Annotated in this window: 13 protein-coding genes; 2 read left to right on the top strand and 11 right to left on the bottom strand. The window is 55.0% G+C overall.

The genetic code is table 11. The annotated features are described in order from the left end of the window. Nucleotides 1-256 precede the first annotated feature (256 nt). Nucleotides 257-745, top strand: coding sequence for a YchJ family protein (locus tag GO013_RS15420; RefSeq protein WP_163812688.1), 489 nt, complete (start codon nucleotides 257-259; stop codon nucleotides 743-745). A 1-nt stretch (nucleotide 746) separates the two neighbouring features. Here the strand turns inward: GO013_RS15420 and GO013_RS15415 are convergent, their stop codons facing one another. The 11 genes from GO013_RS15415 to GO013_RS15365 form a co-directional block, all read right to left on the bottom strand. After that, a complete protein-coding gene (locus tag GO013_RS15415) occupies nucleotides 747-1655 on the bottom strand; it encodes a class I SAM-dependent methyltransferase (RefSeq protein ID WP_163812686.1) in 909 nt (302 codons plus the stop codon). A 15-nt stretch (nucleotides 1656-1670) separates the two neighbouring features. Then, complete coding sequence (dxs, locus tag GO013_RS15410) at nucleotides 1671-3557, bottom strand: 1-deoxy-D-xylulose-5-phosphate synthase (RefSeq protein WP_239057910.1); 1887 nt, start codon at nucleotides 3555-3557, stop codon at nucleotides 1671-1673. Nucleotides 3558-3593: 36 nt separating this feature from the next. Then, nucleotides 3594-4499 carry a polyprenyl synthetase family protein gene (locus tag GO013_RS15405; protein ID WP_163812682.1) on the bottom strand — a complete coding sequence of 302 codons (906 nt, stop codon included), beginning with the start codon at nucleotides 4497-4499 and terminating at the stop codon, nucleotides 3594-3596. Continuing rightward, nucleotides 4496-4738: an exodeoxyribonuclease VII small subunit gene (gene xseB / locus GO013_RS15400; RefSeq protein WP_163812680.1), complete on the bottom strand. Its 243-nt coding sequence runs from the start codon at nucleotides 4736-4738 to the stop codon at nucleotides 4496-4498. Before xseB ends, GO013_RS15405 begins: the two co-directional genes overlap by 4 nt. Next, the gene (locus tag GO013_RS15395) at nucleotides 4719-5660 is read right to left on the bottom strand and encodes a M23 family metallopeptidase (RefSeq protein ID WP_163812678.1); all 942 of its coding nucleotides are present in this window, start codon (nucleotides 5658-5660) and stop codon (nucleotides 4719-4721) included. Before GO013_RS15395 ends, xseB begins: the two co-directional genes overlap by 20 nt. A 10-nt stretch (nucleotides 5661-5670) precedes the next feature. Then, complete coding sequence (locus GO013_RS15390; protein WP_239057909.1) at nucleotides 5671-6957, bottom strand: M23 family metallopeptidase; 1287 nt, start codon at nucleotides 6955-6957, stop codon at nucleotides 5671-5673. An 11-nt stretch (nucleotides 6958-6968) separates the two neighbouring features. Then, a complete protein-coding gene (gene xseA, locus GO013_RS15385) occupies nucleotides 6969-8390 on the bottom strand; it encodes an exodeoxyribonuclease VII large subunit (RefSeq protein WP_163812676.1) in 1422 nt (473 codons plus the stop codon). Between the two features lie 102 nt (nucleotides 8391-8492). Next, complete coding sequence (locus GO013_RS15380; protein ID WP_163812674.1) at nucleotides 8493-9107, bottom strand: LysE family translocator; 615 nt, start codon at nucleotides 9105-9107, stop codon at nucleotides 8493-8495. 397 nt (nucleotides 9108-9504) lie between these two features. Further along, entirely contained in the window at nucleotides 9505-11247 is a 1743-nt protein-coding gene (locus GO013_RS15375; protein WP_163812672.1) for a proline--tRNA ligase, read from the bottom strand. A 4-nt stretch (nucleotides 11248-11251) separates the two neighbouring features. Beyond that, nucleotides 11252-12322 (bottom strand): flavodoxin-dependent (E)-4-hydroxy-3-methylbut-2-enyl-diphosphate synthase, encoded by a 1071-nt coding sequence (gene ispG, locus GO013_RS15370; RefSeq protein WP_163812690.1) that lies wholly within the window; start codon nucleotides 12320-12322, stop codon nucleotides 11252-11254. 155 nt (nucleotides 12323-12477) lie between these two features. Continuing rightward, entirely contained in the window at nucleotides 12478-13344 is an 867-nt protein-coding gene (locus tag GO013_RS15365) for an EamA family transporter (RefSeq protein ID WP_163812669.1), read from the bottom strand. Nucleotides 13345-14016: 672 nt separating this feature from the next. On the opposite strand from GO013_RS15365, the gene GO013_RS15360 reads away from it, so the two are divergent. Next, nucleotides 14017-15645 carry a glutamate synthase-related protein gene (locus tag GO013_RS15360; protein WP_163812668.1) on the top strand — a complete coding sequence of 543 codons (1629 nt, stop codon included), beginning with the start codon at nucleotides 14017-14019 and terminating at the stop codon, nucleotides 15643-15645. The last annotated feature ends 16 nt before the right edge of the window (nucleotides 15646-15661 follow it).

Genomic DNA, 15661 nt, shown 5'->3' with positions numbered 1-15661 from the left:
GGTTTGACAATTTGCCCCAACAAAAAAACGGCCCCCGCCGGGAGGGCATGGAAGTGGTTCGGGTGCGCAGCACCCACCCTGGCTCCGCGCCAAAGGCGCATCTTTTTCTTCTCTTCACTCCAAAAAGCATCGCTGCTGCAAGCGGCATCCCCTCTCTTCAAAGGCCGGCTGCTCGAAGCCCCCCACCCATTACTCATTGACACCAACCAACAAATCTCTACAATCCGCGAACCAAACTCTAACCGAGGGAAAAACTATGTCTCAAACATGCCCATGCGGCTCTGGCAAAGCAACAGCCGAATGTTGCGGTCCCTATATTTCCGGCGAAGCCACCGCACCGACTGCCGAAGCAGTCATGCGCGCTCGCTACTCAGCATACGTTCTGCACGAACTCGACTATCTCAAAACCAGCCTGGCTCCTGAAACACTCGAAGGCCACGACGACGCTTCTGTCCGGGAATGGTCAGAAAGAGCCGAATGGCTGGGATTGACGGTTCACGAGACGTGGGCCGGTCTGGAAAACGATACGGACGGTATCGTGGAATTTTCCGCCAACTACGCCATTGATGGCGAAACACTCTCCCATCGTGAACGCAGTCATTTTCGTCAGGAAGATGGTGTCTGGTATTATGTGGATGGCGACATGGTCTCCGGTCCGCCGATTCGCAAAGAACCGAAAATCGGCCGCAATGAGCCGTGCCCATGTGGTTCTGGCAAAAAATACAAAAAGTGCTGCGGCCGATAAATCACGCGACCGAAAGCCATAAGCTGGATTCAAAGGCCCTTTCCGACACCGGAATGGGCCAACCAGCTATTCTGTCCGCCATGGAACGGCGTATATACGCACTGGCGAAACGGACGTGAAAACGCTCTCCACCAGCCAGCAACGCGTTGACCATGGACTGCTCATTATACCCGCGCCATCGCCAGATATTCGGATAGCCGTATGGAAGAAAGATATCGTGGAAATGGACCCAGACTCCAGACGCGACCAGCGGTAAAATCTGATTCACCAACGTGTCCACATCGGTTCCCGGCATGGCGATATGACTTCCGTCAAAATACAGTATATCCCCGGCCTTCAGGTTGCTGAAAAGAGCCGTATCAACCGTGTCCAAAGTCTGTCGTATGATATGGGTACACAAATGATCGATACCCCGACGGGGTTGAGGATCGATGGAAATGAATCGAGTGGAAAGAAGACCATCCGCTATGGCTCTGGCCATGAATCTGGTGGAATGCCCTGACCCGATTTCAATGATGGTGGCAGGCCGGTTTTCCCGGACAAACGCATAGGCGGCAGCCCCGTCCAACCCCGGACACCAACTCTGGTCAAAACGGGGACAATCCCGATCTTCGGTATTTTTTTTCGAAAAATCACGAAACCGATCACGATATGGCGCAAGTCGTTCCAAGGACTCACTGAATGAGGACTGATCGTCGTCCCATGAACGCTTCAACCAATGATATGTGTCATCTTCCGTGACAGTCGGCACTGCCCCAGCCCAACGGTATGGAATGTAAAACCCCAGTTGGCGTCCTCCCCATCCCATCCAATGGGATACCGTGGACACCGCCCGAGCAAATCGGCGAGACTTTCTGAAATATCCTTTCCTTCGTTCCGGTGAAAAAGAAGAAACAGACGGTTCATCCATGATCTCTCCTGCATCTTACGAGTTACACAAATCCTCCACCGCGCGCTTTATACCATTTTTATCGATACCTACCAAGGCCCGAAGTTGCTTCTGCGTTCCGTGCTCAACAAATTCATCAGGAAGACCAAGTTGGCGGATCACTGTATCACGCAAAACATCATGCCCGGCATACAATTCAAGAACCGCAGACCCGAAACCACCGGCTTCGGCATTTTCTTCAACCAACAGAATCCGCTTGAAGCGACCGGCCAGCCCCAACAGCTGTTTTTCGGGCAACGGCTTGACAAACCGAGTATTGAAGACGGCCACATCCAGACCGTCCTTTTGTAATTCCATGGCCGCTTCCACGGCAGGATACACCCTGGAACCAATGGTGATGATCGCCACATCCTTGCCGTCATGAACGAGTTCTCCCTCGCCAATGGGCAATGGCGTCGGATACTTGGGAACCTTGGCACCCACCCCGGTCCCACGGGGATAGCGCATGGCACACGGACCGTCATAGGCAAAAGCCGTGGCCATCATCTGGGCCAATTCGGCTTCATCCTTGGGTGCCATGAACACCAGATTGGGAATGTGGCGCAGAAAGCTCATGTCAAACGCGCCGTGATGGGTCGCACCGTCTTCACCGACAAGGCCACCCCGATCAAGAAAGAAATTCACATTCAGATTTTGCAGACACACGTCGTGGATGATCTGGTCATAGGCGCGCTGCAAAAAGGTGGAATAAATAGCCACTGCGGGCTTGAATCCCTGCGTGGCCAACCCTGCGGCAAACGTGACGGCGTGCTGCTCACAGATACCCACATCCACAAATCGCTCCGGGAACCGCTGGTGAAAACACTCAGTCCCGGTGCCTTCGGGCATGGCCGCAGTGATAGCCATGATGGATTCATCCTTTTCAGCCAGATCACACAGGGTGGACCCGAAAATGGAGGTATAGGACGGCAGTCCCGAACCGGAGAATTTCCGGGCCAGGCCGGTTTCCGGGATGAATTCACCCACACCGTGATAGTGCGAGGGATCGGATTCCGCAGGCTGATAGCCTTTGCCTTTTTTGGTCATGACGTGCACGAGCACGGGCTTGTCGAGCTTCTTGATTTCCTCGAACACCTTGACCATCTTGCCGATATCATGGCCATCAATCGGCCCGACATAGGTAAAATGAAAGGCCTCGAACAAAATACCCGGCGTAAAGAACGACTTCACGGAATCGCCATACCGCTTGGCATAGCCAGCCAGATCGTCACCGATCTTCGGAATGGTCCCGAGCAGTCCTTCCACATCGCTCTTGAGCCGCTGTAAAAACGGCGTGGTCATCTTGCGACTCAGGAACTGGGACAACGCCCCGACGTTCTTTGAAATGGACATTTCGTTGTCGTTGAGGACAACCACCATCTTCCGACCGAGATCGCCCGCCTGATTCAGGCCCTCAAAAGCCAGACCAGCCGTCATGGACCCATCGCCGATGACGGCAATGACTTCGTTGTCGTCCCCTTTGAGATCCCGCGCCAAGGCCATGCCAAGCGCAGCCGAAATCGACGTGGACGAGTGCCCCACACCAAAATGATCATACGGAGATTCCGCCATACGGGGAAACCCGCTGAGGCCGTCCTTCTGCCGCAATGTCGAAAATCGATCGAGCCGCCCGGTAAGCAGCTTGTGTGCATAGGCCTGATGCCCGACATCCCACACCAGTTTGTCCGAGTCGAGATTATAGGACTTGAACAACGCCAACGTCAGCTCGACAACACCGAGACACGGCGCAAGGTGGCCACCATGGGCAGAGACCTGACTGATAATGACATCACGCAATTCACGGGCCAGAACGGTCAGCTCGTCGCCTTCCAGCCGTTGGACATCGTGGGGCTTGTGTATTTGAGACAGAATGGCTGTCTTCATGGGGTCTTTAATCATAAGAGTAGAAGTTTATTCCAATCAGTACACCCTGTCCACTATGTATCGCGCGAGGGCTTCCAGAAAACTCTTTTCCGGCCCGGCAAACGAGGACAGATGCTGTGTTGCGGTTTCAATATATTGCGATGCCAAATGTTTACTTTTTTCAAGACCAATGAGCGAAGGATAGGTCGTCTTGCCCATTTCTTCATCGCTCCCGACCGGTTTGCCCAGGGTCTCCGTATCACTGACCACATCAAGCACATCATCCACGATCTGAAACGCCACGCCAACGGATTGGCCAAACGAACGGGCAGCATCAATCACGGCTTCATTCGCACCGGACAAAATCGCGCCACACTCGCAGGCCGCTGTCAACAACGCGCCGGTCTTCATGGCGTGCATTGCGCGCAACTCGTCAAGCGGCACATCATTTCGGCCAGTGAACTCCACATCGACCACCTGACCGCCAACCATGCCCCCCGCTCCTGCTGCGGTCGCCAAGACGGAAATGGCGCGCAAGACGCGATCGGCAGGCAATCCTTTGGACAACGATGCCGTGGTCATCAGCCAAAAGGCCTCGGTGAGCAGACCGTCTCCGGCCAAAATGGCCGTGGCTTCATCAAATTGCGCGTGATTGGACGGCTTGCCCCGCCGCAGGTCATCATCATCCATGGCGGGCAGATCGTCATGAATCAGGGAATAGGTATGGATACATTCGAGTGAGGCCGCAAAGGGCATCACCTGATCGTGCAGCCCCGAAGCTTCCGGGTTTACCATGGTTGCCCACGACGTCATGAGCACGGGCCGAAGCCGCTTGCCACCCGCCAACAGAGAATATTCCATGGATTCGAGCAATCGCGGAGGAATGGCTCGGTCATGCAGACAATTCGAAAGGAAATGCTCTACCAACGAGGCACGGTGTGCCAATTGTTCCTTGAAACTCACAGCCCGTCCTCCGTTTCGTCGCCAAGTGCATTCAGCGCGTCAAATTCCTTCACCAACCCTTCGGACACAATCCGAACGTCATTCCGGGCATGGTCCAACTGGGAGCCACAGCCCTTGACCAGAACCAACCCTTCCTTATACAGGGCCACGCCCTCTTCCAAGGGCAGGTCACCGCGCTCCAATGTCTCGACCACGGTTTTGAGCCGTTCCAACTTCTTTTCAAATGTCTCTTTTGCCATTTTCAGCTCCATGAAACGAGGTTTCTTCGTACGGCAGAGCATCGGCTTCCATCGCGAACAATGGCTCCGGGTCAACGACCTGTCCCTGCATGAACGTCCCCAGATGCAGATGCGCGCCGTTCACCCTGCCGGTCGCACCGGACAGTCCGATTTTCTGTCCTGCCGTCAGCATGTCCCCTTCATTGACCAGCACCTTGGACATATGGGCGTACATGGAAATGAAGCCATTCCCATGATCCACATAAATGCAGTTGCCAGCGTAGTAGAAATGCCCTTTCAAAATGACCTTTCCCGCAGCCATGGCGTAGAGGGGTGTCCCTTCCCAGGCCCGGAAATCCAGTCCGGTATGTCGGCTGGCCGTGTCTCCATTGAAAATCCGATGCAGCCCGAATCGACTGAGCATCTTGCCCTTGGTTGGTCGGGAAAAAGGCAGTGTCCAATAGCGTTCCGGCGACACCGTATTGAGAGCGGCCATGATGCGTTCCCGTTCCCGAGCGATCCGTTCCAAGGCCTTCTTGGGTGGTTTGACCATCTTGGGCGGCACGGTCAAGGTTTCATGCCCCCATGTGGATTCCACCACGGAAACGGATTTGGAAAAATGATAGTTTTTTCCCCAGATGGAAACCGTCACATCCACCGGGTACACCCCGAGTTCGCCACGCAGGCCAATGCCCAGAAACACCACGGCATGGTGTTTTCCCTCGCTCTCATAGATCGAGGGAGCCACCTCCCGACCAGCCCACGTCACGCGGACATCATCCATGGGATACCACGACGTCACATTGACCAGAAGCGGTTTGCCCACCCCGATGGTCTCCGGCGAGTCGATCACGACCATACCGGCGGCATTGGCGACAGACGACAACGACACACACAGAATCAACAGCAGAAATGCCCTGCGGACACACAATGAAATGCTCATGTATACGGACCTATTTCAGCAACATATCGACTTTTTTCACGAACAGCGGTTGAGGATCAACCAATTCGCCAAGCACGGACAGGGAAAAATGCAAATGCGGACCAGTGGCCCGTCCGGACTTGCCGGACAGTCCGATAGGCTGTCCCCGTTTGACGGTATCCCCTTTTTTGACCAGCGGTTTTGACAGGTGAAAATACAGACTGACCACCCCATTTCCGTGATCGATATACACGGATTTCCCCGCGTAATAATGATCGCCCACGAGAATGACCTCGCCATTGGCCACGGATTTCACGGGATTCCCCATGGGGGACCGCAAATCCACGCCCCGATGCGGGTTCTTGGGAGTCCCATTCAAAATCCGACGCAGCCCATAGGTACTGGACACGTCGCCATCCACGGGTCGTAGCAGAGGCAAAGTCCACAAACGACGCGGTGTCACCGTATTCTTGGCCGCCGTTGTCTGTTCACGTTCCCTGGCGATGCGGTCATACACAGTCTTGGGCGGGGTCACCATGGATGGCGGCAAGGTCAATTCCTGTTTGGGATACTCCCTGCCTGCCACGGTCACGGTTCGGCGGAGGGTCTTTTCGGTCCCGGCCACGGAAGCGATCACCGAAACGTCCCTTTTCCCGGCCGTGGTGTCCAACACGTCAGACCCCAGCATGGCCAAGGCTACATGCCGATTGTTCCAGACCGAAATGGACGGCTGCACATCTTTGCCCATCCAATGGATGGATACGGAATCCAGCGGCTGATCCGAGGTCAATCGCACCAGAAACGGCTGTCCCACGTCCACACGGGACGGCACAGCCAAAACCAAGGCGTTTTCCACTGGAACGACAGGTGCTGTTTCAGCAGTCTTCGACACTTTTGCTACTGAAGCCGGGGGCGTTGTCGGGGTTGAAGTCGTCGCGGCAGGCACCGCTTCAACAGCAGACGACTCGTCCGTACCAGAGGGCACTTCCTCAGCAAGGGAAACCTCTGGAGCAGGAACAACTACAACAGAAGACGTCTTCGCAACTGGTACAACGGGAGTTTCGTTCACAGCAGGAGAAGGGTCCACAGCGGGAGACTCTTTCACAACTGGCGATTCATCCGCAACGGCAGGAGCAGCAGAAGCCTCTTTCACAGCGGGCGACGCATCCACAATGGGGATGACGACCACAGAAGAAGACGTTGCCGCGGCAGACGGCATGTCCGCAGGACTCGCTGCATTTTGGGCGAACACGCCCACAGGGGCACACACCAGACTCACACACAGGAACAGTGCCCCAAGAAACACGGTATTTTTCATCAATATCAATCCTATTTATCAAAAGAAATTTCGTCAGTCACCACAGCGGCAACAGAGCCGCCCTTCACCCTGATATCAAGCCCGTCGCCCTTCGTCACCCCTTTCGGGTCACGCAAAAACGTCCCGGTTCGATGCACGCGAACCAGCGCATACCCCCGCTCAAGCGGGCCTTCCGGGTCAAGGCCATGCAACGCCGTCCGCAACAGATCATACGCCTGCACTTTGTTTTCACAAAACACCTGTGCGCCCTGATGCAGACGATGCGCCAATCCGCTCACGGTCTCGGTCGCATCGATCACCCGCGTCGGGCCAAAGGCTCGATCCAATCGATCAGCAGTCCGTTTCACGGTCTCCACATTCTCATAAAGATGCTCCAATCCCGCCCCTTGAAGTCGGGCAGACAAAGCCGTAAACCGATCTTCCATCCGCTCCAGCCGTCGCTGTGGCGACAGCCAGACCAACGCCTTGCGCAAATGATCGAAATCCGTGATCTTGCCGTGCAAAAACGAGCTATACGCACGCCCCAGTCCCAGATCAAGCACATCCAGTTTTTGCACCAATGTCTCTCTGTGCGTCCACAATTCCTGGGCCGCATGGCTCGGAGTGGCAACCCGTTTATCCGCCACGAAATCCGCGATGGACACATCCGGTTCATGCCCGACTCCGGACACCACCGGCACTCTGGCCCGATAAATGGCATCAGCCACCGGCTCGGTATTGAACGCCCACAGATCTTCCAGCGACCCACCGCCACGGATCAACACCACCACCTCGGCCCAGCCGTCCGCGTCGACCGCATCCACTGCCGCCGCGAGCTGTTCCGGAGCCTGATCGCCCTGCACAAGCGACGGGTAAATTCGTATTTCAGCGCCCGTGCCACGCGTATCGGCAATGCGCAAGAAGTCCCGAATAGCCGCGCCTGACGGCGACGTCACCACCGCCACCCGCGTCGGGTTGTCCGGCACGGACAATTTGCGGTCCTCGTCAAAATATCCTTTGCCCGCCAGCTTTCGTTTCAACGCCTCGAACGCCACGGCCAGATCGCCCACGCCCTGATCCTGCACCAACTCCGCTACCAACTGGTACTGACCACGCGGTTCATAGACATTGAGTCGGCCAGCGCACAACACATCCATGCCGTCTTCCAAGCCGCTGCCGGTCAATGCGGTCGAACCACTTGATTCCTCAATCTCACCGGTCAACGGATTCACCCGTTCCTCGCCCTGTTTCACCGGTTCAGAGGACCGTTGCGACGACTTGAACCAGACTACGGACACGGCCGCGTCTCCATCAGTCAGCGTAAAATACACATGACCACTGGCCGGACGCGACAGATTGGTCACCTGTCCTCGGACCCAGACAAAGGGAAATTCGGCCTCAAGCAGGGCCTTCACGGATTTGGTCAGTTCACTGACTGAAAGTATATTGGACACGAAAGGCCTCCAACGCTCTCTTTTGAACAGAGACGTTTCTGAACGGTGTCTGCGCTCTTTGCGTTAAATGACACCCAATACGAAATGCGACCATTAAAAAAACTACTCCGCCGCAACCGCGACACCGGCACCGATCATGACACTGCCGGCGATTCGATGCATGGTTTTCCAGACACGCGTCGAGCGGATGGCGGTACGCCCTTGGCTGGACAGCCATGCATAAAGGGAAAGGACCGTAAAAACAGTGGGAATGATCAGCGAAACCACCACAAGGACTTCCGCGCCCGTCAATGTCGGCAGGTCCACGAAGCCCGGCAGAAAGCCACAATAAAAAGCAATGACCTTGGGATTGCCAAGGGACACGCACAATCCCACTGCAAAGCTTCGTTGCCCACTCCTCGGCGGCACGGAGTCGGTAAACCGTCCGATTGGTGGCACGGCCCGCCACGCCCGGATGCCCATGAAAACCAGATAGGCCGCTCCGGCCCATTTGAGCACGACAAACCATGGGCCGACCTGTGCCGAAATCCACCCCAGCCCCCAAAGGGCCGTCAGCAGATAGACCAGATCACCGCACACCAGGCCCGCAGCGTATCCGATCCCGGCTCGAAATCCCCGCGACAGAGACTGGGCTACAAGTGCCGCCACTCCCGGTCCGGGAATACAGGCAAACACGAAGGTGGCAAACGCCAATGCAATTCCGCTCTCAATCGTCATCCGTCTTCTCCATTTCCATATATCCGGCCATACAGTGCATATCATTCCATGAACCAGACAGCCAAGGAAAAAGGAGTCGGTGATTCGGGTTGGCTTATGCCTCCGGCGGCCCCTCGCCGGGGTGAGTATGCCTCCGGCGGCCCCTCGCCGGGGTGAGTATGCCTCCGGCGGCCCCTCGCCGGGGTGGGTATGCCTCCGGCAGCCCCTCGCCGGGGTGGCGTCTTCGACGACCAGAGAACCTTTGAAAAGGTTCTCTGGACTCTCGAAACTTTTTGGTGCTCGTTTCGCTCGAGGTGGGATGGTGGCCAAGTGTGGGGCATGGGACTGGGGGACAAGAATATGAAAAAAGACCCGGAGCTGGCGCGCCGGGTCTTTCGGATATATTCAGAGAAATCGTCTATTGGACGTCAAGGCTCCATTTTTTCCAGATGTCCTGACGCCATGCAGCAAACGCTTCACCAAATCCCTCAAGCGGGAGTTCAATTTTCTCGCCGGTCTTGCGGTCCTTGGCTTCCACAATTCCATTTTTCAGACCTTTCCCACCCAGCACGAGCTGCATGGGATAGCCAATAAGATCGGCTTCGGCAAACTTGACGCCCGGACGTTCTTTACGATCGTCGTATGCGGCGTCAACGCCCTGTCGCACGACTTCGGCGTACAATTCTTCCGCCTTGTCAGCCACGGCCTGATCCTTACCGCCAAGCGCGATCAGGCACACTTCGAACGGAGCAATGGACGGCGGGAAGCAACACCCGTTCTCGTCATTATTCTGTTCGATAGCCGAGGCCACGATCCGCGAAATGCCAATGCCATAACAGCCCATGATCATCGGCTTGGACTTGCCATTTTCATCCAGATACGTGGCTTCCATCTTTTCGGAATATTTCACGCCGAGTTTGAAGACATGGCCCACTTCGATGCCCTTGGTGAACTCGATGGTTCCACCGCATTCAGGGCATGGATCAGTGGGTTCGATCACCCTCAGATCCGTATATTTCACGATGGAACAATCTCTGCCAAGCGACAGGTGTTTCACATGGGTGTCCCCCTTGTTGGCACCAGCAACCCAGTCCGTGGTCACCAACAATTCGTGATCCGCGTAAATGGGCACGTCCGGGTCCAGACCGGCAGGTCCGGCAAAACCAACCGGCGCACCAGTCAATTGTGTCACCAAGGCTTCGTCTGCCAGCTCAATGTCGTTGCCACCGACGAGATTCCGCAACTTGATATCGTTCACTTCACGATCTCCACGGACCAAAGCGGCCACGGGATTGCCATCCACCACGAACAGCAAGGTCTTGACCAATGCGCTCGGCTTCACGCCAAGGAAGGCACAGACCTCTTCGACCGTGTGCTGACCGGGAGTATCCACGGTTTCCATGGCCGGACATTCGGCGTTGGTCATATCCTCACCGGCTGGTGCAGCGACCTTGGCCTTTTCGAGGTTTGCCCCGAAATCACAGGACAAACAGGAAGCGATAGTATCCTCGCCGGTTTCGGCAAGCACCATAAATTCATGGGAAAAATCGCCGCCGATCTGACCGGAATCGGCCTGCACGGGTTTGAAACGCAATCCGAGACGGGAAAAGGTCTTTTTGTAGGCCTCGAACATCTCGAAATAGGATTTTTCCGCGCCTTCCTCATCCTTATCAAAAGAATAAGCGTCCTTCATGATGAATTCCCGGCCACGCATCAGCCCGAAACGGGGACGGATTTCATCGCGAAATTTGGTCTGGATCTGATACAGATTGACCGGCAACTGCTTGTACGAACTGATTTCACCACGTACCAGATCGGTGATGACTTCTTCGTGCGTGGGTCCGAGACAATAATCACGGCCATTGCGATCGTTCAACCGCAGCAGCTCCTTGCCGTAATAGTCCCAACGTCCGGTCTCGACCCACAAATCAGCGGGCTGCACCATGGGCAGCAGCACTTCCATGGCACCGGCGCGGTCCATTTCCTCGCGCACGATTTTCGAAACCTTGTTGATGGAACGCAGGCCGAGCGGGAGATAGTTGTAGATACCGCTGGTCAACTTGCGGATCATGCCCGCGCGCATCAAAAGCTTGTGGGAGACAACCTCGGCGTCGGCCGGGTCCTCCTTGAGAGTCGGGATGTAATACCGGGAAAGACGCATATTTCTATTTTCTCCTTTCTTCCAGGAACAACGTTATTTCTTTCATGAACTCGGGCAACAGATTTTCATTGCCCTTGACCTTGCGAACCACTTTTCCCTTACGGAAAATGATACCCAGATCACGGCCACCGGCCAGACCGATGTCCGCTTCCCGGGCTTCGCCCGGGCCATTGACCACGCACCCCATGACCGCCACGGTAAAGACCTCTTCAACGTCGCGCAGGGCCGCTTCCACTTTCTCAGCCAAATCGATCAAGGGAATCTCGGTCCGTCCACAGGTCGGACAGGATATAATCTCCGGGCCGCGTTCGCGCAAGCCCAGGCTTCGCAGGATTTCGTAGGCCACGCCGATCTCGTCAACCGGATCATGCGTGAGCGATACGCGCAGGGTGTCGCCAATGCCTTCGGCCAATAAAATGCCCAATCCAACAGCGGATTTGACCGCGCCACGCACCAATGTCCCGGCCTCGGTCACGCCGATATGCAATGGATACTCAACCTTGTCACTCATGAGCCGGTACGCGGCCACCGTATTGAGCACCGAGGATGTCTTGAGTGAAATCTTGATGTCGTGGAACCCACGTTTCTCCAACAGGCGCACATGACGCAGGCCGGATTCAACCATGGCCTCCGGGGTCGGCCCCCCGAACTTTCGGAGCAGGTCCTTTTCCAACGACCCGCCATTGACGCCAATACGGATGGGGATACCGTGCGCCTGTGCGGCCCGAACAACGGTATCCACTTTTTGCTCATCGCCGATATTACCGGGATTGATGCGCAATCCTTCGAACCCCGCATCCACTGCGGCCAGGGCCAGCCGGTAGTCGAAATGAATATCCGCGATCAGCGGCACCGGCGACTGTTTTCGAATGGCTTCGAGCGCGGCTGCGGCCTTGTCGTCGGGCACGGCGAGCCGCACAATCTCGCACCCGACCTCAGCCAGTTGTCTGATCTGCCGTACTGTGGCGAGGACGTCACGGGTATCGGTATTGCACATGGATTGGACACGGACCGGATTGTCTCCGCCAATGCCCACCGAACCAAGACTCAAAGGGCGTGTTTTCTTGCGTTGCATAAGGATTGGCACGTTACGCAATTTCCCGTGTCAAGCCAAGCGTCGAGACGTACCACAATCCGGAAAACTCTCTCTTCATCTTTCTGCACCTTGAATTCACACTCCACACCTTCCGCAAACGGCACTCCCGAATCAAGAGAGCACGGCTCGATCCATTATTTCGCCAGATAGGTCAAACAGGCTCCAACGATGATAAGCAAGACGCCAAGGACTCGGGGCATGGGACATGATTCGCGCAGGACCACCCACCCCAATCCAACGCCCACCACCAGACTGAGTTGCCGCAATGCTCCGACATACGTGACTTTTCCCATATTCAACGCCATCAACATGAGCACAAACGACAAGGTATTCAGCACAGAGACCGAAAGGATACTCCATTTATTGCGTTGCCATTCCTGTTTGACAATTCGCCGATCGAGCCGCCGCAGAGACGGCCAAAAATACGCACAAGACGCAAACGTGTAGCAATACATATATATGAAGGGATGAATATGCTGCACAGCCTGCTTGCCCCACAGGGTGTACAACGCGACCAGAAAGGCCGCCAAAAGCGCGAAGGCCATACCTGTCCGACTGTCCCGACTTCCGAGGGATATTCCGGACAACGAAAGGCCCTTTAATTGAATGACCAGCACCCCCAACGTCACAAGGATGACGGAACACCAACCAATGACATCCAGTTGTTCCTGAAAAAAGATAAACGCCAAAAACGGCAAAAACAGGGTACTTGACCGGGAAACAGGATAGGCAATGGACAAATCAAGCCGTTTATAGCTGTTGGCAAGGCAATAATAATTCGCCACGGACAACAGCGTGCCCACGCCAGCATACCAGAGCGAAAGCGGGTCCAGCCCCCACAGGCTGACGGCATACCCGAACGGAATCGCGTATATGACGGGTTCCGCCAATTTGCTCAGTCCGAGGAAGGCGTCCTTGTTTTGCGCCCGCTTCAACAAAAAATTCCAATAGCCATGAGCAATAGATGATAAAAGGACAAGAGCAAAAGGAAGATTCTGCATGATACGATATGCCAATTCCGGTTAAAGACCATGTGGAAGATTGGGGAAAAACTGAAGATACAGGTCCGCGCGTCCGTGCGCAACACCCGTTTGTTGCCGACACCAAAAAAACAACGCGTTCTGATCCCTGGGATACCCACTCTCCCCAAAAGGCGGTCATTATTCCGCCAGAGCACTCCCCCGACTCGAAGGACACAGAGACAGTCCGTTCACTGACACAGAATCATACACCATAAATCACAATTTTGAACTATTCCATTTCACCACACTCAATTTTACATTCTCGATTCTCTCATTTGCCATGACACCAGGACGAACAAAGGGGCAGGAATATAATTCATGTCTGGATAAATGGGCGATCTGAATTATGTAAACATTTGAAATGGAACGTTTTCATTCACAAAAGAATTTTGCGTTCCATCATTTTTGCCCCCATTGCAAACGATTTTTCCCACCTATTTTCTCGTCTACTCTTTCATACCTTTAAAGTCTGCAATTTGATAAAAGTTCGGAATTTCCCCATTTAACGGGTCTGGATTCCGTCAAAAAGTACATTTTTGTCACCAAAAGCCGTCTGTTTGTCATTTTTTTCTGTAAAAACTAATGACATTTGCCAATCCTGTTGATATTAAGCAAATCCCTCAACAAATTTTACGCGCTATGGGAGCAATTATGACAAATTGGTCAAAAAGTAATGATGTACTTGGAAGTGTGAATCGTGGAAATGCCATCGAGTCCGGACTGTGCACACTGTGCAGGGCAGACTGTCAGGGCAAATGTGAAACATGGCTTTCATCACTTCGAGGCCGCGAGATGCTGTACCCCCGGGATTTCGGTCTGGTCACTGCCGGCAGCGGCAACACCACACACGTCGGCGTTTCCTACAACTCGCTGCGCATTCAGGGATTGAATTACGGAGCAACCGGGGCTGTCACCACCGATCAGGACTTGTTGTTCACGGATGTCAATCTCGAAACATCTTTCGGAGCCGAAGAAAAGACCAAATGTAAGGTGCCCTTCATGACAGGCGCACTGGGGTCCACTTTCATCGCCGCCAAATACTGGGATGCCTTTGCCGCTGGCTGCGCCTTGGTTGGCGCGCCCATCGTTGTCGGTGAAAACGTCGTCGGCGTGGACCGCGAGTCCGAAATCAAGGATGGCCGCATCACCAAGGCACCCGAACTGGAACGGCGCATTGACACCTACATGCGCTATTATGACGGCTACGGTGCGATCATCGTCCAGATGAACGTGGAAGACACCCGTAACGGCGTGGCTGAATACGTGGCCGAAAAGTACGGCGACAAGGTCATCATCGAATTGAAATGGGGTCAGGGTGCCAAGAATATCGGTGGTGAAATCGAAGTCACCAGCCTGGACTATGCGCTGTTCCTGAAAAATCGCGGCTACCTGGTCGATCCCGACCCGGCCAAGCCAGAGGTGCAGGAAGGATACAAACGCGGTGCCATCACCCACTTCGCCCGCCACAGCCGCTTGGGGTACACCGACCTCAGCTCCTATGAACAGGTCCATGACGACTTCATGACCTCGGTCAACTACCTGCGCACACTTGGTTTCAAACGCATTTCACTCAAGACCGGTTCCTACGGCATGGAAGCCCTGGCCATGGCCATCAAATTCGCTTCGGAAGCGAATCTGGACCTGCTGACCATGGACGGTTCCGGCGGTGGTACCGGCATGAGTCCGTGGAACATGATGGAAAGCTGGGGTGTTCCCTCCATCCTGCTGCACGCCAAGGCCCACGAATACGCCGGTCATCTGGCCGCACAGGGTAAAAATGTCGTGGACATGTCTTTTGCTGGTGGATTTGCCAAGGGCAGCAGCATCTTCAAGGCCCTGGCCATGGGTGCTCCCTTCACCAAGATGATCTGCATGGGCCGCGCCATGATGATTCCCGGTTTCCTCGGGTCAAACATCGAAGGCGTGCTCTTCCCCGAGCGCAAAGACGCAGTCTGCGGCAACTGGGACAAACTGCCCGCTGCCGTGGCCAAGTACGGCGAAACAGCCGACAAGATCTTCGCCTGTTATCAGGATGTCGAAAAGAAAGTCGGCAAGGACGAGATGAAAAACGTCCCTCTCGGTGCCGTCGGTATCTGGTGTCTCGTGGACAAACTCTCCGCAGGACTCCAACAGATCATGGCTGGTGCGCGTAAATTCGACCTCGAGGCCATCACCCGTCAGGATATTGCTTCCGGTAACCGGGAAACCGAAAAGGAAACCGGCATTCCGTTCATCACTGATGTTATGGACGAAACCGCCAAACGCATTCTCGACATGTAAGACGGACTTGCTTCCG

The sequence above is a fragment of the Pseudodesulfovibrio sp. JC047 genome, from assembly GCF_010468615.1.
In the GTDB taxonomy this organism is placed as follows: Bacteria; Desulfobacterota; Desulfovibrionia; order Desulfovibrionales; family Desulfovibrionaceae; genus Pseudodesulfovibrio.
Note: the sequence above shows the minus strand (reverse complement) of the source record. Positions and strands in the feature narration are given on the sequence as shown.

Bases quoted from the DNA above. Each gene is read 5' to 3' on its own strand.
- GO013_RS15420 (WP_163812688.1), top strand. From the start codon at position 257: ATGTCTCAAACATGCCCATGCGGCTCTGGCAAAGCAACAGCCGAATGT.
- GO013_RS15415 (WP_163812686.1), bottom strand. From the start codon at position 1,655: ATGGATGAACCGTCTGTTTCTTCTTTTTCACCGGAACGAAGGAAAGGA.
- dxs (WP_239057910.1), bottom strand. From the start codon at position 3,557: ATGAAGACAGCCATTCTGTCTCAAATACACAAGCCCCACGATGTCCAA.
- xseB (WP_163812680.1), bottom strand. From the start codon at position 4,738: ATGGCAAAAGAGACATTTGAAAAGAAGTTGGAACGGCTCAAAACCGTG.
- GO013_RS15395 (WP_163812678.1), bottom strand. From the start codon at position 5,660: ATGAGCATTTCATTGTGTGTCCGCAGGGCATTTCTGCTGTTGATTCTG.
- GO013_RS15390 (WP_239057909.1), bottom strand. From the start codon at position 6,957: ATGAAAAATACCGTGTTTCTTGGGGCACTGTTCCTGTGTGTGAGTCTG.
- GO013_RS15380 (WP_163812674.1), bottom strand. From the start codon at position 9,107: ATGACGATTGAGAGCGGAATTGCATTGGCGTTTGCCACCTTCGTGTTT.
- GO013_RS15375 (WP_163812672.1), bottom strand. From the start codon at position 11,247: ATGCGTCTTTCCCGGTATTACATCCCGACTCTCAAGGAGGACCCGGCC.
- ispG (WP_163812690.1), bottom strand. From the start codon at position 12,322: ATGCAACGCAAGAAAACACGCCCTTTGAGTCTTGGTTCGGTGGGCATT.
- GO013_RS15365 (WP_163812669.1), bottom strand. From the start codon at position 13,344: ATGCAGAATCTTCCTTTTGCTCTTGTCCTTTTATCATCTATTGCTCAT.
- GO013_RS15360 (WP_163812668.1), top strand. From the start codon at position 14,017: ATGACAAATTGGTCAAAAAGTAATGATGTACTTGGAAGTGTGAATCGT.